Origin of the sequence: Prevotella sp. S7-1-8 (genome assembly GCF_000758925.1) — a bacterium.
Classification (GTDB): Bacteria; Bacteroidota; Bacteroidia; order Bacteroidales; family Bacteroidaceae; genus Prevotella.
In genome coordinates this window covers 43,272-63,720 of the sequence record NZ_JRNC01000038.1, presented here as the reverse complement: position 1 = coordinate 63,720, position 20,449 = coordinate 43,272, and the positions used below count along the sequence as shown (strand labels likewise).

15 protein-coding genes are annotated in these 20,449 nt (G+C 51.1%); 4 read left to right on the top strand and 11 right to left on the bottom strand.

The window, feature by feature from the left end; all coding sequences use genetic code 11:
- Positions 1-53 precede the first annotated feature (53 nt).
- From HMPREF1640_RS06770 to HMPREF1640_RS06720, 11 genes are all read right to left on the bottom strand, one after another.
- Entirely contained in the window at positions 54-734 is a 681-nt protein-coding gene (locus tag HMPREF1640_RS06770; RefSeq protein ID WP_036893465.1) for a cell envelope integrity protein TolA, read from the bottom strand.
- Between the two features lie 126 nt (positions 735-860).
- Positions 861-1,631 (bottom strand): HAD family phosphatase, encoded by a 771-nt coding sequence (locus HMPREF1640_RS06765; RefSeq protein ID WP_036893463.1) that lies wholly within the window; start codon positions 1,629-1,631, stop codon positions 861-863.
- Between the two features lie 97 nt (positions 1,632-1,728).
- Entirely contained in the window at positions 1,729-3,081 is a 1,353-nt protein-coding gene (locus HMPREF1640_RS06760; RefSeq protein WP_036893462.1) for a glucose-6-phosphate isomerase, read from the bottom strand.
- A 193-nt stretch (positions 3,082-3,274) separates the two neighbouring features.
- Positions 3,275-4,270 carry an NAD(P)H-dependent glycerol-3-phosphate dehydrogenase gene (locus tag HMPREF1640_RS06755; protein ID WP_036893460.1) on the bottom strand — a complete coding sequence of 332 codons (996 nt, stop codon included), beginning with the start codon at positions 4,268-4,270 and terminating at the stop codon, positions 3,275-3,277.
- Positions 4,271-4,481: 211 nt separating this feature from the next.
- Positions 4,482-6,218: a lysine--tRNA ligase gene (gene lysS / locus HMPREF1640_RS06750; RefSeq protein ID WP_036893459.1), complete on the bottom strand. Its 1,737-nt coding sequence runs from the start codon at positions 6,216-6,218 to the stop codon at positions 4,482-4,484.
- Positions 6,219-6,979: 761 nt separating this feature from the next.
- Positions 6,980-7,150, bottom strand: a complete 171-nt coding sequence (locus HMPREF1640_RS13240) for a hypothetical protein (RefSeq protein WP_156098742.1) — start codon at positions 7,148-7,150, stop codon at positions 6,980-6,982.
- 119 nt (positions 7,151-7,269) lie between these two features.
- Positions 7,270-7,464: a hypothetical protein gene (locus HMPREF1640_RS06740; RefSeq protein ID WP_036893457.1), complete on the bottom strand. Its 195-nt coding sequence runs from the start codon at positions 7,462-7,464 to the stop codon at positions 7,270-7,272.
- Position 7,465: 1 nt separating this feature from the next.
- Positions 7,466-8,293 (bottom strand): 1,4-dihydroxy-2-naphthoyl-CoA synthase, encoded by an 828-nt coding sequence (gene menB / locus HMPREF1640_RS06735; RefSeq protein ID WP_036893456.1) that lies wholly within the window; start codon positions 8,291-8,293, stop codon positions 7,466-7,468.
- A 58-nt stretch (positions 8,294-8,351) separates the two neighbouring features.
- Positions 8,352-10,025, bottom strand: a complete 1,674-nt coding sequence (gene menD / locus HMPREF1640_RS06730) for a 2-succinyl-5-enolpyruvyl-6-hydroxy-3-cyclohexene-1-carboxylic-acid synthase (protein ID WP_369699824.1) — start codon at positions 10,023-10,025, stop codon at positions 8,352-8,354.
- Between the two features lie 8 nt (positions 10,026-10,033).
- Positions 10,034-11,083, bottom strand: coding sequence for an isochorismate synthase (locus tag HMPREF1640_RS06725; protein ID WP_052051751.1), 1,050 nt, complete (start codon positions 11,081-11,083; stop codon positions 10,034-10,036).
- Between the two features lie 15 nt (positions 11,084-11,098).
- Positions 11,099-11,542 carry a PaaI family thioesterase gene (locus tag HMPREF1640_RS06720; protein WP_036893455.1) on the bottom strand — a complete coding sequence of 148 codons (444 nt, stop codon included), beginning with the start codon at positions 11,540-11,542 and terminating at the stop codon, positions 11,099-11,101.
- A 142-nt stretch (positions 11,543-11,684) separates the two neighbouring features.
- Between HMPREF1640_RS06720 and HMPREF1640_RS06715 the strand changes: the two genes are divergently transcribed.
- From HMPREF1640_RS06715 to HMPREF1640_RS06700, 4 genes are all read left to right on the top strand, one after another.
- Entirely contained in the window at positions 11,685-12,716 is a 1,032-nt protein-coding gene (locus HMPREF1640_RS06715) for an o-succinylbenzoate synthase (RefSeq protein WP_036893453.1), read from the top strand.
- The gene (locus tag HMPREF1640_RS06710) at positions 12,695-13,675 is read left to right on the top strand and encodes an AMP-binding protein (RefSeq protein WP_036893451.1); all 981 of its coding nucleotides are present in this window, start codon (positions 12,695-12,697) and stop codon (positions 13,673-13,675) included. Before HMPREF1640_RS06715 ends, HMPREF1640_RS06710 begins: the two co-directional genes overlap by 22 nt.
- 383 nt (positions 13,676-14,058) lie before the next feature.
- Positions 14,059-18,126 carry a hybrid sensor histidine kinase/response regulator transcription factor gene (locus HMPREF1640_RS06705; RefSeq protein ID WP_036893449.1) on the top strand — a complete coding sequence of 1,356 codons (4,068 nt, stop codon included), beginning with the start codon at positions 14,059-14,061 and terminating at the stop codon, positions 18,124-18,126.
- Positions 18,127-18,851: 725 nt separating this feature from the next.
- Positions 18,852-20,396, top strand: coding sequence for a sulfatase (locus HMPREF1640_RS06700; protein WP_036893485.1), 1,545 nt, complete (start codon positions 18,852-18,854; stop codon positions 20,394-20,396).
- Positions 20,397-20,449: the final 53 nt, after the last annotated feature.

Sequence of the window (20,449 nt, the reverse complement as noted above, 5' to 3'; positions counted from 1 at the left end):
CACGCGCCAAAGACACACGTGAGACCATGTGTTGCTGGCGCGTTTTTCGTATCCTACCGTTCCAGTCGCGTGGCCGTTTTTTCGGTTTGGCGTTTCTTTTCCTCTATGGCTTTCTGGCCTTTTTGGCGCGATTTCTTTTTCTGTTCCTCCAAATTTTTGGCTCTTTCAGCCGCGAGCCGACGTTCCTCGAGTTCTTTCTTATAGGCGTTTACGATCGGGTCGTCATCGTATTTGTCCATTTGGTTGAAAGTGCTACGTACCTTTTGTAGTTGTTTTTGGTCTCTTTGGTAACGTTTGTCCAACAATCTGGCCATGTCAAAAGTTACCGCAATAAGGCCCCCTGAGTTTGAGGGCGGCGCGTTTCTCTGCCTTGTCCAATCGTTGACATTGTCTTGCAACTCTCTCTCCCTGTCTTTTCCCCAAATTGTCACCTCGTTGATACGGTTGTGATTGGGCAGCAAAAACGTGGTGTCTTTCACCTCTCTGTATGACAACCGCTCTGTCAAATAGTTGGCTTTGTACACGGTTAGCGTGTCGAATTTGTCGGGAATGTGGCACACGCCGCGATAGTTGGTGGTATCTCGGCCGTTTTCCCCCCATGCCACGATGACGTTTCGGATGGGCACGCGCGTTTCCATGTCAGCCACGACAAATTTTCTCGATGGCTCCGGTTGCCCTTGAGCATTGGCTGCTAATGAGGCAATCAACAATATGTAAACACATACGTCTCTCATAATGATATACAAATATAGCGTTTTAAAATGATAAATGACAGGTCTGTTGACTACTTTTATATTATGGATACCCTCATGTGCCAGCCAATAACGCATACGGAGCTTGGCATTGCTTGTCGTGGATGGCTATGGCGCGCAGCATTTAGCTAAGTTTTCCCAGTCGTTGCAGAAGTCGGCGATTGTCGCGTATAATAAGTTGGCGCCTTCGTCAAGCAAGGCCCTGTCTGGAAGAGGCCCGCTGTTGATGGCCACTGTAAATATCTTCGCGGCCACGCCGGCGCGCACGCCCAAAGGCGCGTTTTCTACCACGATGCCTTGCCAAGGGCGCAAGTCGCCCGCTCTTTCCAACCCCATGAGATATGGGTCTGGATGGGGTTTCCCGCGTTTTACGTCGTAGGCGGTAACGATGTCGCTTTCTGTCAGAAATGCCTTGAAGTCACGAGCCACCCTCCGAATGAGTGGCTTTTGTCCAGAGCCGGTGACGATACAGACCCGCATGCCACAGGCTTTAATCTTTTGCATCAATGGCATCACGCCATCAAAGATGGGCGCTTCGCCCATACTGTGAAAAATTTCGGTCTTTACATCGTATATCTTTTGTGCTTCTTCAATGGATATTTCTTTGCCTTTTTGTTGCTTGACAAACATTCTGATGGTGTCAATTCCGCGCGCCCCCTCGGTGGCGTAAGCGTCCGCCGCTGTCATGTCAAGGTCGAAACGAGCCATCGCCTCTTGCCATGCTACGGCGTGATGGGGCATCGAGTTGTAGAGCACCCCATCCATGTCGAACAATACGGCGTGCGGCGAGAAAGCCCGGTCGCCTGTTCCTTGCGACGCGACGGCGTTGTGTTGCCATTGTTTGTTGTATGCCTTGATAGCTTTGGAAATATTCATCATGTCTTAAAATAAATGTGGGTGTAATCGAAACTACACCCACGATTCGTTGCCTTTTTACCATAAGCCATTATGGTGGCGTTCGGTTTGCGACGCTTTCTTATTTGGAAAGTCTCTCCTTGATAGCCTTGCTCTCCGCCTCGTAGCCTGGCTTGTTGAGCAGCGCGAACATGTTTTTCTTGTAGGCTTCCACTCCGGGCTGGTTGAATGGGTTCACCTCTTGTATCAACCCACTGATGCCACAAGCTATCTCGAAGAAGTAGATGAGTTGTCCCAAATATCGCTCGTCAAGTGTAGGAACGCTCACGCGGATATTGGGCACGTTGCCGTCCACGTGTGCCAAACTTGTGCCCAGCTCCGCCATCTTGTTCACTTCGTCCACGCGTTTGCCTGCGAGAAAGTTCAATCCGTCGAGATTTTCTTCGTCTGAGGGGAAGTCTAAACGATGGTTGGGGTTCTCAATGGAGAGCACAGTCTCAAAGATGGAGCGTTCTCCTTGCTGTATCCATTGGCCCATGGAATGCAGGTCGGTGGTGAAGTCGCACGCGGCGGGGAATATTCCCTTGTTGTCTTTGCCCTCGCTCTCGCCGTAAAGTTGTTTCCACCACTCGCCTATGAAATGCAATTTAGGTTGGAAATTGACCACGATTTCTATTTTCTTGCCTGCTTGTTGGTATAGCGCCTGTCGCGTGGCGGCATATTGGGCGGCAATGTTTTGGGCAAGGGGTACGTCTTTCCCGGTCGCTTTTTCCATATCCTGAGCACCCCTTATGAGTGCCTTGATGTCGTATCCGGCCACAGCTATGGGCAGCAATCCCACTGGGGTGAGCACTGAAAAACGTCCACCCACATTGTCTGGGATGACAAAACTCTTGTACCCTTCCTTGTCGGCGCATGTGCGGGCGGCTCCCTTTTTGGCGTCGGTGATAGCCACGATGACCTCTTTCGCCTCTGCCTTGCCTCGTTGGTTCTCGCATTGTTTCTTCAGCAGTCTAAAGGCCAACGCGGTCTCCGTGGTTGTTCCAGACTTGGAGATGTTGATGATACCAAACTTCTTGTCTTTGAGATATTCGGTCAGCTCGTAGAGATAATCCTCCCCGATGTTGTTGCCAGCGAACAGTATGGTTGGGTTTTTCTTGTCGTTGATGAGCCATGAGAAACTGTTTCCCAACGCCTCGATGACAGCCCTCGCTCCGAGGTACGACCCACCAATACCGGCCACTACCACCACTTCGCACTTCTTGCGCAGTGTGTTTGCCACCGCTTGTACCTCGTCAAGGAATTTGTCAGAAGTATTTGTTGGCAAATGCAACCAGCCGAGGAAGTCGCTGCCCTCGCACGATCCGTTCTCCAAAGCCTCTTGGGCGGCTTTCACTTTGGGTTCTAAACACTCCACCGCTCCTGCCTTGAGGAACTTGGTGGCCTTTGTAATGTCTAATTTGATCATTTCCATTGTTTTTGACATTAAGACAGATTTTCAGACAGAAAGGTGCGCAAACGCATTTCGCTGTCCGTTTATCCCGTGAATATTAATAGTGTTTTTTTTAAAATTTCGTTCTCTTTTTTTACCTCGCCCCTGATCGTTCCCTGCTTGGCGCGCGTTGCGGCCGTCGACACGTCTTGGCCTGATCACGCGCTCTGCCAAATCACCTGAACGAGTCTGTCAAGAGTTTTATCTCTCTCTTGGGATTGATACGCTCATACAAAATATTGTAGACGGCATCGAGAATGGGCATGTTGACATGCAGGTGTCGGTTTATCTCTTTCATACATTTGGTGCCGTAATATCCCTCAGCAATCATTTCCATCTCTATTTGCGCAGTCTTTACGCTATACCCTTGCCCGATCATCATACCAAAAGTGCGGTTTCGTGAAAAGTTCGAATAGCCTGTCACTAAAAGGTCTCCGAGGTAAACGCTGTCAATGATAGAGCGTTCCAGAGGGTGCACCACGGTGAGAAAGCGGTTCATTTCTTGTACAGCGTTGCTCATAAGCACCGCTTGAAAGTTATCGCCATATTTCAAACCGTTGCAAATGCCCGCGGCTATGGCATAAACATTTTTCAGTACGGATGAGTATTCGATGCCCACGACATCCGAGGATAGCTTGGTCTTGATCACGTCAGAGTCCAGCACGTCCGTAAAAGCTTTTGCTTTGACAAGGTCGCGGCAGGCTACCGTGAGATAGCTCAGCCTGTCTAAAGCCACTTCCTCCGCATGCGAAGGGCCACCTATACAAGCCAAGTTGTCAAAGTCCACGCCAAATCTCTTATGGAAATATTCCGAGCAAATCAGATTCTCGTCGGGCACGATACCTTTGATGGCCGTGACGATAAATTTGTCTCGTATGTTTGTCTTGAGCTTCTTAAGATGGTTTTTCAGATAGGGCGATGGTGTGACGAACACCAACGTGTCGTAGGTCTTGGCTATCTTGTTGAGGTCTGACGAGAAGAATATCTCGTCCACGTCAAAATGCGCCGACGTAAGGTAGGCAGGGTTATGACCGAGGCGAACGAAATCCTCGATACGATCGTCTCGACGCATGTACCATCCAATGTGATGCGTATGGTTCACCACTATCTTGGCGATGGCCGTGGCCCACGATCCTCCTCCGATTATAGCTATCTTACCAATGTCGAACATAACTTATGACATTAGGGCGTGACGTTGGGCATAAAGACATAAGAACAATTTTCTTTTTAGTTTCATTTTCATGCGAAAGAACATCAGTACATATTTCTATTGTGATTTTATAATGCTGGAGAACGCATTTGGCCACGCTTGGGTCAACATGCCGTTTATGCCCATTTCATTAAGAAACTTATAGCGTTGCTGTCCTTTGTTTTCTTGTCTTTTAGTCTTTGTTAGCCTTGTCTATCCATGATTGTATTTCGTCGACAGACGGTTTTTTGTAATCTAACTTATATTTTTTGACGATTTCGCCAAGTTTTTGCTGTAAGCCTTGGGCTTTCTCGTCTTTGATGTCAGGTATAAGATTGAAACCTGCTTTGCGCAGCACGTACACCCAATCTTCCTCTACGCCAAGCTCCGCCCACTCGGCAATGGCGCTCTGGGGTATCTTCTTCTCCGGTTTTAGTTGTGGGAAGAGTATCACTTCCTGAATGTTCGGCTGCCCCGTCATCATCATTACCAATCGGTCTATCCCAATACCGATGCCCGAAGTGGGTGGCATGCCGTATTGCAACGCGCGCAAGAAGTCGTGGTCTATGACCATAGCCTCGTCGTCACCCTTGTCCGCAAGCAGCATTTGGTCTATGAATCGCTGTTCTTGATCGAGAGGGTCGTTCAGCTCAGAGTAGGCGTTAGCCAGCTCTTTGCCGTTCACCATCAACTCGAATCGCTCCGTAAGCCCCGGCTTGGAACGGTGCATCTTGGTCAGTGGGGACATCTCCACGGGATAGTCCGTGATAAAGGTGGGCTGTATGAACGTACCCTCGCAAAACTCGCCAAATATCTCGTCGATGAGTTTGCCTTTGCCGAACGTCTCATCCACCGATTCCATTTTCAGGTTCTCGGTGGCTATCTTGTAAATCTCTTGTTCGGTTTTCCCCGTGAGGTCAAATCCTGTTTTCTCTTTGATGGCGTCCAATATGGGTAGCCGTCTGTATGGAGCCTTGAACGAGATGACATGCTCTCCGTTTTTTACCTCGGTGCTGCCGTTGACAGCCATGCAGATGGTTTCGAGCAATTTCTCGGTGAAACTCATCATCCAGTTGTAGTCCTTGTACTGCACGTACAGCTCCATGCACGTGAATTCGGGGTTGTGAAACTTGTCCATGCCCTCGTTGCGAAAGTTCTTTCCTATCTCGTACACACCCTCAAAGCCACCCACTATCAGCCTCTTGAGGTATAACTCGGTGGCAATGCGCATATACATGTCTATGTTGAGAGCGTTGAAATGGGTGATGAACGGGCGCGCGCTCGCGCCGCCTGCGATACTTTGCAGCGTGGGCGTCTCCACCTCGGTGTACCCTGCCTCGTCAAAGAAGCGGCGCATGGTTCGCAGCACGGTGGCTCGCTTGAGGAACGTGTCTTTCACGCCATCGTTCACCACGAGGTCCACGTAGCGTTGGCGAGCGCGCAGCTCTGGGTCGTCAAACTTGTCGAAAGTCTCGCCGTCTTTGTATTTCACGATGGGCAGGGGCTTGATGCTTTTGCTCAGCAACTTGAGTTCTTGGGCGTGCACGGACACCTCGCCGGTTTGGGTTTTAAACACAAAACCCTTTATGCCGATGAAGTCGCCAATATCCATCAGTTTCTTAAAGACCTTGTTATATAGCTCTTTGTTGTCTTCAGGGCAGATGTCATCGCGGGTCACATAAACTTGGATGCGACCTTTGCTGTCTTGCAATTCCACGAAACTTGCCTTCCCCATCACCCGTCGGGTCATCATTCTTCCGGCTATCACGACTTCTCGCTTCTCATCCTCTTTAAACTCCTTGATGATATCCACGGAGAACGCGTTGGTCGGGAACTCGTTGGCGGGGTAGGGCGTTATGCCCATATTGATTAGTTCTTGCAAGCTTTGGCGACGGCCTATCTCCTGCTCGCTCAATTCCAAAATGTTCATATTTATACTATTCCAATATATTCTTTCTAACGTGCAAAGTTAATAAAAAGTATTTAGAAAGAGGATGGTTTAATTAAATAATAATGCTCCCGGCACGCAATGCGCGTGCCGCTTTTTGCGTAATGTTGGTTTGCGCCAATGGCGAGGGTGGCGTTGGGCGTGCCACGCTATGAGATGACGGCCCCTAAAAACGGTCGCGACCATACGTGGCGTGTTTGCGTCGCGACATTTGTTGCGTACGCCGCTCCGTTCGCCACTTGTTTGCGTCGTGAGCTTGCTGTCGTGCGCGCGGCATATCGTCGTAGTGAGGAAAATATGTTGAAAAATTCTGACAAAAGCCTCTCTGTGCTTTGCGTATTTGCGAATGGCGGACGCCTTGGGCGCAAATTCGTCAAAAATGGAGTGGTTTTGTAACTGTCTAAAAATTAGACTGTTGTTATCTTTTGGTCGAAAAGTTGGTGGATTTGCCCTTTAGCCAGCTTGCGTTTCGGTTCTAATAGTGTCGTGATTAGGCTTTGATGGTCTTGCGTTTCATGCTCGAACGGCTTGCGTTTCGGTCTTAAACGCAATGCCTTTGAGCACTAAACGCTCAATGCCGTGGCCATGTTTTGAGCCGGAGGCGTTAGAAATGGTGTCAAATTCGGTTTTCGCTTGGCTAAAAGAGGTTGTTTATAGACGCTCGTTTTAGTGATAAAATATTTACGTCAGATACGTCTTCCGTGTATGGGCGAACGTCACAACTTGATGTATAGGTGTTGTCTTCACAGTGTGTTGCCCATCGGCGCGCGCGTCGACACGAACAGGGCGGCGTAGGCCACGCTGCCCCAATAGCTATCGGTGATCATGGCGTGGATAAGGTCGTAAAATGGTGTTTGTGATGCCCAAAACCGATGAGAAAGAGCAATAGCGTATGTTTTTGCCGTTTTGTACACTATTTAGGCCACCATTTGAAGACATTTTTTCATAGGCCAAGGCAGGTGGGCGCGCCCATGATGAGCAAGAAAGACGGGAACATGGGGTCGCGTTGACTCATCCTGTTCCACTCGGCGTGTCATGGTATGGAGAATGTTTGGTCGCCAGTATTGTTATTGACCAATATCATGAGCATGACGGTGAATGAGCGAAGCGTATCGATGCCAACGTGGCATCGTGGTTGCGTGGTTACGAAAGGATGGAGTTTTAGCGGATAGATTTTGGTGGGAAAAAAGAGCGTGACCGCCCAATCGGACAGCCACGCACATGCCATGTTATGGAAATTTTGGGTATTTGTCGAAGTCTGGCTTTCGTTTTTCGAGAAACGCTTGGCCGCCCTCGTGGGCCTCGTCGAGCGTGTAGTAGAGCATGGTGGCGTCTCCTGCCAGTTCTTGTATGCCCGCTTGGCCGTCAAGTTCGGCGTTGAAGCCAGCTTTCATCATGCGCAAAGCCAATGGCGAACGCTCCATCATGATCTCCGCCCACTCCACGCAGGTGTCTTCAAGCTGGTCTATTGGAACCACCTTGTTGACCAGTCCCATGCGCTCCGCCTCCGTGGCCGAATATTGTTGGCAGAGAAACCATATTTCTCGCGCCTTCTTTTGGCCGACGATGCGGGCCAGGTAGCTGGCGCCAAAACCAGCGTCGAAGCTGCCCACTTTGGGGCCCGTCTGTCCGAATATGGCATTGTCGGACGCCACGGTGAGGTCGCACATCACGTGCAGCACGTGTCCGCCACCGATGGCGTAGCCGTTCACCATGGCTATGACGGGTTTGGGCAACCGCCTGATTTGCATCTGCACGTCCAATACGTTGAGCCTCGGCACGCCGTCTTGTCCCACGTATCCGCCCTTGCCCTTGACGTGCATGTCGCCCCCCGAGCAAAAGGCTTTGTCGCCGGCGCCGGTCAAAAGCACCACGCGTATGTCCAAACATTCGCGGCAATAGTTCAGCGCGCGCCCCATCTCCATGACCGTAAGCGGCGTAAAAGCGTTGCGATAGCGTGGCCTGTTGATAGTGATTTTGGCAATTTGATGAAACTCTTCAAAGAGGATTTCTTGAAAATCGAACCCCTCTATTTTCTTCCATTCACGATGATTCATAAGCGTTTGTGATATTTAAATGTCATTACGGGCGCGCGTCGGTGAGGCGCGCCCATTGTTAGTTGGCTTGTTTTTTCTCGGCATAGAGATAGTCGTACAGCACTTTTGCGTCAGTCTCGGCGTCGGTGAAGACTTCGAGCAACACGGGTAAGGGGCAGTCTTCGTCGATGAGCTCTTCCAACCCGTCTCGAAGTTCTCGTGTGTTGCGAGCGGAAAAATATCGCACGTTGTTCTGCTCGCAAATGCCCTCAGCTGACGTGACGTGCGCGCCGCAAATCTCTTGCTCGCTCGCCGGACTGTCCGCCAGGCCTGGCAGCCCTCGAAAGATGGCACCCTCGCCATTGTTGAGCAGCAGTATGCGCAGGTTGCTGGTGAGGTTGTTGTTCCACAATGCGTTTTGATCGTAGAAGAAACTAAGGTCTCCGATGACGCAAAACACCAAGCAGTCTATGCCGCGCGCATAGCCTACGGCGGTGGATAATGAGCCCTCTATGCCGTTCATGCCACGGTTCACGAACATGTATCTGAACAAGTAGGCCATACCCAAGCGTACCGATGTGCTGTTGGCAAAATGACATTCACATTCCAACGAGTTGGTGATGGCACAAAAATCGCGCACCGCGCTCATCTGCGAGAAACATGGGTCAAAGCTGTCCAAACGGTCACAACATCTTTGCATATACGTCATCCATAGATTGTTATACGGTGTTGTCGAGGCGCCCTTGATGGTCGTGGCCAAGGCCTCCAACATGTCTGCGACAGAGGCTTGGACAATGTCGGTGGCGTGCATGAATATGTCTCGCGCCGCGCCGTCTTTGTTGACGATGAACGTCCGCGCGTCTTTGGCTTTTCTCAAAAACAGTCTTAGCCGTTTGCTCACGATGTTCCCGCCCATGAACACGATGACGTCGGGCAGGAATTTCTCTTCGTCACACTCTGCCTTGATGAGTGTCTCGTCAATGAAACAAGGCTCCGGATCGATGGCGTTGCCCAGTTGTTCCACGATCAGCGCGCAGTAATCGCCGAGTGTGCGGAACGAGTCGTCGGCACCAATAAAATCCTCGTATTTGCTTTGTCCTATGACTATCATGGGCCGCTTGGCTTTCGCGAAGCAGCTGACAACATCCGCCAGCGCTCCAATGTCGCATTGTGGCTCGCGCAAATGCATGACCCGCTCGGTGGGAAGCTGTCTCGCGGAGAAATCGAACAAGGGCTCGGAGATGGGCACGTTGATGTGCACCGGGCCGCCATCGCCCCGTTCAAGCTCGATGAGCGCCTCGTTGACAAGACGGTTGCAGTACCAACGCTCGGTGTCGTCGTGTGGCTCGGGCAGGTTGACGGCCTTGCGCACAAAGTGGGTCAAGGCCGTGGGCTGGTGCATGGTTTGGCCTTGTAGCTGCTCTATCATCGACGCGGGACGGTCGGCCGAGACGATGATGAGCTTGCGACGCTGGTACAAGGCTTCGGCCGCCGCGGGAGCTACATTGAGCAGCGCCGATCCAGAGGTGACGCAAACCACTACCGGCTCATCAGCCACTTGACTCAAGCCCAAGGCGAAGAACCCCGCGGAACGCTCGTCGGTGACGGGATAACATGTGATGGAGCCGCATGCCTTGAGGTTGTGAACGATAGGGGCGTTTCTGCTTCCGGGGCATACCACGGCGTGGACGACACCCCATTGTTGCAACAGCGCCGTGAGAATGTTAACGTTTTCTTTGCTTGAATACATCATGACATGGTTTAGCAGATAAGCAAACGTCGCATGGTTTGCAGTTTGAACAGTGTCTCGTCCCACTCGGCCTCTACCTCGCTGTCTGGCAAAATGCCACCTCCGGCATATAGGTCAAGGTGGTCGTGACATATCTCCATGCACCTTAATGAAACCAAGAGATGGGTATAATCTTTCAAAAATAGCGGACCGCAAAATCCGCTGTAATATTTTCGTTCTATATGTTCGTTGTCAAGTATGAATGCCTTGGCGTCTTCTTTGGGCATGCCACACACGGCGGGCGTGGGATGGAGGGCTTGCAACAAGTGGCCTATGTGTTCTGGCTGGCGCGGCGAAAAGGTGAAATCTGTGCGTAAATGCAACAGCTGCGCTGCCACGGTGGTATAAGGCCCGTGATGTGAAACGTTGTCGGCGAATCGCTCAAGAATGTCTTTTATGTAAGAGGCTACATACCGTTGCTCTTGCAAATTCTTCTCTGACCAAACCACGTTGGGCTGTGACGGTCGTCGTCGTTGCGCCCTCATGGTTCCGGCCAAGGCCATGGTATGCCATTGGTTGGCTTGGCCATGTAGCAGCAATTCGGGTGTGGCCATCAGCCAAGTGCCGGCTTGGCGCATGGACACAAGCGCGATGTTTTGGTGTGGATACATGGCGCAGGCACGATGGAACAACATTTCCGGAGTCATCGTGGAGACGCGCTCCGCCCGGGCTTTGCGCGACAAAACCAGCTTGCTGAAGCGTCCTTGGGCCACCGCGGCGTGAAAAACGGCAAAGTCGCGCGCGTAATTGGCTTTGCCTGCGTCTTGTTGGCATGTTTCGTCCGGACGCTCTTGTACAAACGGTGACAATACGTTTTCGCGCTGTTCGACGATGTCTGGCCTCATCAACAAGATGGGGTGGCGTTGTGAAATGGCAAATGGGGCCATGACAAAGCCATTCTTTCCATCCAATTGTGACATCGATTGAAGTGGCGAAGGCTCGCCCTTGGTCTGCGCGATAAATGTGAAATGGTTTTGCTCGGGCAATCGAAAATATGCGTAATTGTACAGTTTTTTGTCCACGAGTAAAGATTTCTTTTAATCCTTTGAGGCGCTCTCAGGCTTGTCTTTTTTAAAAGGAGCCATCACGTAATTGGTGACATGCACGGTTGAGACAAGATTGCCAAGGGTGTCTTTCACGTCGATTTGCCATTCGTGCAACGTGCCGCCTTGATGTTGCAGCTTGCCATAGGCCGTGACAGTGTCGCCTTCCATGACAGCCCTGACGTGCGATCCGCTGATGTTAATGCCCACGCAAATTTTGTCCGGGCATAGCGACATGGAACCCACTCCGGCCAAGTTTTCGGCCAAGGCCAATGTCGCGCCACCAGAAAGAAAACCGAATGGCTGGCGGTTCAGTTTGTCAACTTTCATTCGCGCCATGCAAGTGTCGGGCTCGGGCGTGGATATAAACTCGATGGCAAGGGTGTTGGAGAGTCCGTCCTGGCTTGCGATGACTTCCTTTTGATGTTCTATATTCATGGATGTTCGTGTTTAGAGGTTGTTATTGCAAAGTTAATAAAAAGATTGGACGGAAGTTTATCCGCGTGCGTTTTTTTTGCTATCTTTGTGCGAAACTATTTGATTGCCCATTCTTTCAATATACAGTTAATTTGTTCGCAAGTTGAAAATATCATATATAGACAGGCTATTGCGTTTCAAACAACCCGCCGGGACGAGTCGGGGCGTGTACACAACACATCGTTCTTACTATGTGCGCATTGAGCGAGACGGTGTTGTCGGCATAGGCGAATGTTCGGTGTTGCCAGACCTTAGTTGTGACGCCATGCCCCAGGACCGTTACGAGCGGACGCTCGATAGGGTGTGCGCGTTTGTCGAGCGGACGGGTGGCATACCTTATGAGATGCTTCGTGGTTATCCATCCATCCTTTTCGGACTTGAGACAGCCTTTGCCCAGATTGACGCAAAAGGCTCACTCGCTTTTTTCGACACGCCTTTCGCGCGAGGTGAGGAAGGTATTGTTATCAACGGATTGGTATGGATGGGCACGTTTGATGAGATGTTCGCGCGCCTTGAGGAGAAGTTGGAGGCGGGCTTTCGTTGTGTCAAACTCAAAATAGGCGCCATCGATTGGGAGCGAGAAATAGCTTTAATTCGTCATATTCGTGCGCGCTATGACAGTGGGACGATAGAGCTTAGGGTGGATGCCAACGGTGGGTTCACGCCAGAAAACGCGCTTGGTCGATTGGAGGAGTTGGCCCAATATGACATCCATTCCATAGAGCAGCCCATCCGTCAGCGCCAGTGGCGCGAGATGGCTTGGCTGTGCGGCAAGTCGCCCGTGCCCATAGCCTTGGACGAAGAGCTCATCGGTGTGAACCAACTGAACATGAAATCCAACTTGCTTGACACGATTAACCCTGATTACATCGTGCTTAAACCAAGTTTGCATGGGGGCATGTCGGGTTGTCGCGAATGGATAAAGATGGCCAAGGAACGTAACATTGGCTCGTGGATAACATCTGCGTTAGAGAGCAACGTGGGGCTCAACGCCGTGGCCCAGTTCTGCGCGGAGGTGTACGGTTCGGAGCCCTTGTTGCCCCAAGGGTTGGGCACGGGCACGCTCTATGCCAATAATACCAAGACGCCATTGCGGATTAAGGGAGACAAACTATGGTTCTTGAGGAATTCTTAACCGCGTGGAATGATGGCGGAGATACCGTGATGGTCCAGACCAGCGGCTCCACCGGCGTGCCCAAGGCCATGCGCGTGGAAAAGCGACGCATGCTCAACTCGGCTCGAATCACATGCGACTTTTTGGGCTTAACGTCCGCGGATACAGCCCTGCTCTGCATGAACCTTAAATATATAGGCGCCAAGATGATGGTGGTGAGGAGCTTGGAGCGTGGCATGCGATTGGTGACGGTCAGGCCATCCGGGCATCCTTACGCTGAGTTGCCAACCGATTTTCGCGGTCAGGGACGCGTCACTTTCGCGGCGATGGTGCCACTTCAGGTTTACAACACGTTGCAAGTGCCCGAGGAAAACCGATGGTTGCGTGGCGTTAACCATCTCATTATTGGTGGCGGCGCTATCGATGCCCACCTCGAAGAGCGGCTCAAGACTTTTCCTCACCATGTTTGGAGCACCTATGGCATGACCGAAACACTTTCGCATATCGCCTTGCGCAGGCTTAATGGCAAGGCCGCAAGCGAGTGGTATAAACCTTTCCGCACGGTTCAAGTTAGTCAAAACGCTGATGGGTGCCTTGTCATCGACGCTCCGCTGGTGCACGATGGGCCTCTCGTGACCAATGACAGGGTGGAGATAAAGCAGGGCAAAGGTTTCAGGATTTTGGGACGGAGGGACAATGTCATAGTCTCGGGCGGCGTGAAAATCCAGATAGAGGAGGTGGAGAAAAAACTCCAAGGCGTACTCGCCGCCCCTTTTCTCGTTACAAAATCGCGATCTGAAAAATATGGCGAGCAAGTGGCGTTGCTCACCGAGGACACCGATATTGACAAGGTTATGGGCGCCTGCATGGCCACTTTGCCCAAATATTGGGTACCCCACAAATATGTCCATGTGGACCGAATACCGCTTACGGATAACGGCAAGCCTGCCCGAAAGATCGCTGAGCGGATGTCCTTGTGAGGGCAAGCGCGAATCATTGTTTGCCCCTTTTTGTTTTTACGCCTTGTCATATATCCGTTTGATGGCGTAGCCTCGCGCCTGCCACGCCGATGTTGTGTGTAAGATGATGGCGCCCACCCGTTTTTTTTATTCTTTGAAAGATGATGTGATTTTTTTTCATCCATCGCGAAAGATGCGCCGTACGCCATTTTTTTTGTCTTTAAATATCAAATCGTGGCAAATAAACTTGGCAGTATCTCTTTTTTTGTTGTATCTTTGTCGCATACTTTTATTCGTTAGAAGATTTGCGTTATGACTTTTACAAGCGCGTGCATAAAAAATCTACCGATTAAAAACAACAAACGACTTCTTGAATGATGTATTGATTACCAGAACAGCTACAGATGCGATTTAGACTACTTTTATTGATTATTCTTTTTTGCGGCCAGTCTCTTTTTGCTATCCAATTCAAGCGTTTAGACAGCAAGGACGGCCTGTCTCAGCTATCTGTACTGTCTATTTACCAAGACAAATTGGGCCGAATGTGGTTTGGCACAGAGGAGGGAGTCAATATTTTTGATGGCTATAGCGTCATTCCCTATAAGACATTCATTAGCGATGACGATCGCGACGAGCGGCGCGAAACGAACATTGTCACCGATGTGAACGCTATTGTCGGCGACACGGCCGGCAACGTTTATTTCATTTCCGACCATTCTGTGGTGCGCTATGACTTGGCCTTGCAGAAATTTCGCTTTGTCGTCCGGGGCGGCGTTTACAGCCTTTACAGCGTCGACAACATGTTGTATGTGGGGCGGCACAACACTTTGCTTTGCTTGAGCGCCGCCGGAGGCTCTCCCAAAACCATTTGCAAGGTGCCGGCCGGCTGTCATGTCACCTATATATATAGGGACGGTCGCAAGCGTTTGTGGATAGGAACCTCCAATGGGCTCTATCGAAAGGATGGCGGAAGAACGCTCCGCGAGGTCATCCCCCAATGCGAAATCTATGAGATTTTCGAGGATTCGCGTCACAATGTGTGGGTGTCCACGCGCGACAACGGTTGCTTCCTTTTGAGGGAGGCGGGTGGAATGGTCAACTTCTTGGCGCGTGACAAAGACGCTTGGCAGTCTTATTACAACTTCTCGCAGTCCGAAACGTTTTCCAGCGGGCGCATAGCCGGTAACATGGTGCGTGGCATCAATGAAGATTCGGATGGCAATATCTGGATAGGCACGTTCGTTGGACTTAACAAATACGACTACCATACAGGCCTGTTCACGGTTTACGCCCACACCAACAATCCATACAGCTTGAGCCACTCATCGGTCTTCCCGGTGTACAAGGATAGGGACGGCACCATATGGGTAGGCACTTATTTTGGTGGCGTGAACTATTTCAACCCGCGCACGGACATGTTCACGTTCTACTCGGCGGACGTCAATCGCGCCGATTGCCTTAGCTATCCGTTTGTTGGGCACATGGTCGAGGATAAAAACGGGTACCTGTGGATTTGCACCGAAGGTGGCGGCCTGAACAGGCTGGACCGAAAAACCGGCAAGATAACCCATTACATGAAGGGGCGGAATGGTAACGACATTGTGCATAACAACCTTAAAAACATAGTCTACGACGCCAAAAGGAACAAGCTCTATATAGGAACGCATACCGGCGGATTGACATATTATGACATCGCCGCCAATCGTTTCCATAACATTTGGAACATACATCCCGACTATCGGGCGCGTTTTGGCGACCAAATTTTTGGCATGTGCCTCATCGGTGACATGTTGGTCTTCACCACTCCGCAGGGCATTTGGAAAGCCAACGTAGTGACAGACCGCATAGAACCGCTCTTCCCCTCGGGAAAAAAATATGGCAACTCTTCCTTCCATATTGACCACAAAGGGTATATATGGATTGCCGCCGACGCTGGACTGTACAGGATAAAACTCAACAACGAGCGCGACCGGCGTTTTTACAAGGCTGGAACCAAGGGGTTAAGCCCCTATTATGTCACGGACATCAACGAGGATAGCCGGCGACGCGTCTACGTGGTGACGCGTGGAGGAGGCATGGCGCAATATGATTCAAAGGCCGATTCGTTCATTGTCATGAACGTGCAAAATTGCGGAATCGTTAGTGATTTCTGCTATGAGGTAGTGCCTTCCGGCAAGTACTTGCTCATCAACTCTGACCGAGGCATCAGCATTTTTGACCCCTCGACACGTTTGGCGCGCAACATCGAGTTCTCGCCAGACTTCCCGCTCACGGGCATGCACCGTGGTTGTGGCATGGTGACTTGTCGCGACGGCAGCGTGTTCGTGGGTGGAACCAATGGGCTCGTGTCGTTCAGGACCGAGAAAATCAGGGATGCCCGTAATGGTTGCAAGCTGTATGTGTCGCGTCTTTTTGTCAAGAACAAGGAGGTCTTGCCTGGCGATGACACCGGCGTGCTCAGCGTCGCGGCCTATCGCACGAGACGCGTCGATCTCAAGTATAGCCAGAACGACTTGTCCGTAGTGTTCGCCAAAACCGACTATGTGGGCACATACCATAACACGGTGTACGAATATATGATGGAGGGCTACGAGGACCGATGGGTGCAGACCACTTCGCACCGTATCACTTATACGCAGATAGTGCCGGGGTCGTACACCCTCGTCATCAGGGAGAAGCCGCGTGTGGGGCAGGGAGAAACGCCCGAGTTGAGGTTGAGGGTGGTGGTGCATCCGCCCTTGTACAAGACATGGTGGGCTTACCTCGTCTACATGGCGCTCTTCCTTGGAGGCGTTTACTATGTGTACCGTTTCAAAAGGGCGGAACTTTTGCTTCGCACCTCTTTGGAAATGGAGAAAAAAGAAAAAAAGAACATAAAGGAACTGAACAAGGCCAAGCTGCGTTTCTTTACCAGTATATCCCATGAGTTCCGGACGCCGCTCACGCTACTCATCGCCAAACTCGACGCCATCATCGCCGAGACCACGCCCGGAACGACGCTGCACAAGAGGGTCACGGCCCTGAGCCAGCACGCCAACCAGCTGATGGAGCTGATCAATGAGCTGTTAGACTTTCGTAAGATGGAGCAGGGCTTCACCCGTTTGGAGGTGGCCGAGACCGACATGGTGGCCTTCGCGCGAAATGTATACCAGGGTTTCGTGGCGTATGCCCAGGCCAACGACGTGACCTACCGTTTCTCGTCGACGGAACCTTCCATCCTATGCTGGTTTGACGCCAAGCAGATGGAGAAGGTGCTTTACAACCTGTTGTCCAACGCTTTTAAGTATGTGAGCAAACGGCAAGGCGTGGTGGAGGTGCAGGTCTCGGCCGAGCAAGACAGCGTGATCCTAAAAGTCATGGACAATGGCGTGGGCATTCAGCGCAAGGATATGAACAAAATCTTTGACCGCTTCTACCAGATTGGCGAGGGGCCGGATGGCGTTGGCCATGTCATGGGCACGGGCATAGGCTTGGCGCTGGTAAAGGAGATCGTGGATTTGCACCATGGGCTGGTGCACGTGGAGAGCTCGCCCGGCTATGGCTCCATCTTCATCGTCACGCTGCGCAAGGGTAGGGAAATGTTTTCTGATGACGAGATAGTGGAGGCCAATCGCGAGACGGTTTCTCTCAAACCATACAATGAAAAAGTTTTGGCAGAGCAAGACGAGACTGTTGACGAGCTTATTCCGCTGCCTCCGTCCGGGGATGGAAGGTCGTACACCGTGCTTTTGGTGGAAGACAACGAGGATTTGCTCATAACCCTACGCGAGCTATTCGGAAAGACTTATCGTGTGTTGACAGCCCGTGATGGGGTGGAGGGCCTGGAAATGACGCGGAAAGAAATGCCCGACTTGGTGGTTAGCGACGTGATGATGCCTCGCATGAGTGGCACGGATATGTGCAGACGCATCAAGGATGATATTACGGTGTGCCATATACCTGTGGTGCTGCTCACGGCCATGGGTTCCACGGAGAGCACCATTGAGGGCTTCAGGTGCAATGCCGACGAGTATGTGGCCAAGCCATTTGACGCGCGGTTGCTTATCGTGCGGTGCAACAACCTCGTAAGATCCCGCATATTGCTGCGCAAAAAAATTATGGAGGAAGACAGGGGGGAAGCTGAATTGTTGGCCACCACCCCGTTGGACCGCGAGTTTCTCAAACGATGTGACAGCTACATAGAGGCCAACATGGCTAACTCTGACTTCTCCGTGGACATGATGGCCAAGGCTATGGTGATGGGCAGGAGCAGTTTTTTCAACAAGTTCAAGGAGCTTACGGGCATGACGCCAAACGATTATATGCAGAACTGTCGGTTGCGTGCCTCCGCCATTTGGCTGAACGACAAGCCTGATTTGCAAATATCTGACATAGCCTATCGGTTAGGGTTCAGTTCGCCACGTTATTTTTCCCATTGCTTCAAGGCCAAATATGGCATGACCCCCAAGGAGTTCAGGAGCAAGGGCGCGTGACAACGCTTGGATGGATTGATGGCTTGAAAATATAAGACAAAAGGACTTTTGTTTTTCGCTTGTTTCCAGACGATGGCGCGCTCGCTCGCAAATACGCGAAAAATGGGCGTGTCTCGTATTTCGCTGTGGTATGGCAAGTTATGCTTTTTGTTGGGTGTTCCTTTCAAAAATTCATGTCTTTTGTGTCGCGATTGGATATTCATGGCGGCCCGATTGCGCCTTGATCGTATTGCGTGCGAGGCCTAAACGCGTCGCGATTGGGTGCGAAAGGCGTCGCCAATGGGTAGCGACGGGCTTGAGCCTATGGGAGAGAGCCGGTGGCGAAGCTGTTTTCACGTGTAAAATTTATATTTTTTTATGTGGAACGGATGGTATCCGGAACGCTTTTTTTGTGATTTAAAATTGACAAAAAGCATTTGCCTTGGCGCGCTTCCAACTATGCTGTCGCGCGCGTTTGGCTGTTGGCCGGTTGGACGCCTCCTGCGAATTGCGTAAAATGTTTATACGTCATCGCCTGTGCCGTATCAGGCTAACGCCGTGTGAGACAGGATGGATGGAAAGCCCGAAGGCTTGTTAAAAAGCGAGATTAGATTATTTTGTACATACTTTGTACAATGGTGGCACCTGCCCATGGGTGGCGTTTCGTAACTTTGCGACGGAACAATCAGAGAACTTTAAACAATCTATAATTAAGTATGAAAATAATGACTAACAAAGGTGTTGAACTGAAAAAGACGTTCGGCATATTGGCAGGAAGCATGGCTATGGTGCCACAGATGGGCCTGGCTCAATCTGTTGCCTCCCAAAACCAGAGGCTGCCAAATGTGGTTTACGTTTTTCCTGATCAGTTTCGCAACTTTGCCATGGGATTCTGGGGCCGGCCAGAATATATGAACAAACTACGTACAGTGGGCGATCCGGTCCATACGCCCAATATAGATAGGTTCGCAGGCGAATCAGTGGTGCTAAGCTCAGCCATGAGCAACTGCCCACTGAGTAGCCCGCACCGTGGCTCCTTGATGACGGGTATGTACCCCAACAAGAGTGGAGTGCCGCTGAACTGTAATTCGAGCAGGCCGTTCAGCAGTCTGCGCGATGACGCCAAGTGCTTGAGTGACGTGCTGAGCGAGGCTGGCTACGACTGCGCGTATATCGGCAAGCTGCACGCCCAGACCCCGCTTCGCAACGACCCCGACCGCCCTGGACAATACGTGGAAGACCGCGTGCCGGCATGGGACGCCTATACACCGGCAAGCCAACGCCACGGCTTCAACTACTGGTATTCTTACGGAACCTTTGACGTGCACAAGAACCCACACTATTGGGACACCGACGGTAAGAAGCACGAGCCTAAAGAGTGGTCGCCCATACATGAGGCAAAAAAAGCGGCGTCTTATATCAAGAACGAGGGCAACGTGCGCGATTCGAGCAAGCCTTTCTTTATAATGGTGGGCATGAATCCGCCACACAGTCCCTACAGGTCTCTGGACGACTGCATGCCAGAAGACTATGCGCTCTATAAAGACAAGCCCATAGACCAATTGTTGGTGCGTCCCAATGCCAACGCCAAAATGGAAAAAGCAGGGAGCGTACGTTATTATTTCGCTTCGGTCACGGGCGTGGACCGTGCGTTCGGCATGATTTTGCAAGCCATCAAGGACGCCGGCTTGGAGCGAAACACTATCGTGGTGTTCTCGTCCGACCATGGAGAGACCATGTGTAGCCAGAACACTGACGACCCGAAAAACTCGCCTTACGCCGAGGCGATGAACGTGCCGTTTATCGTGCGTTATCCCGGAAAGTTGACCCCTCGCGTGGACAACTTGTTATTGTCGTCGCCAGATATCATGCCTACGCTGCTTGGTATGGCCGGACTGAAAGGCAACATACCTGCCGAGGTGCAAGGAACCGACTATTCGCGGCTGTTTTTTGACAAGAATGCCAAGATAAAAAGACCGGAGGGCGCGCTATACATACAAAACGTGGATGGTGACAAAAACGCCGAGGGCAAGGTGATTAACTATTTCGCCAAGGCCCGTGGCATCAAGACTGCCGACTATACGCTGGCTTTTTATGTAAACAGGAAAAACCAGTTGCAAGAGGTAAGATTTTTTGACGACAAGAACGATCCATACCAAATGCACAACCTCGCCATGGAGAAACACCCCAAAACAGTCAAAAAACTATGCGCGCAATTGGGAAAGCTGCTGAGAAAAATAGACGACCCTTGGTATCAAAGACGTGTCTTGCCCCAATTGATAAAATATTGACGCGCGCGAGAGACGTTAACGATGTAATCATTAATCTATAACAAACCTAAAAA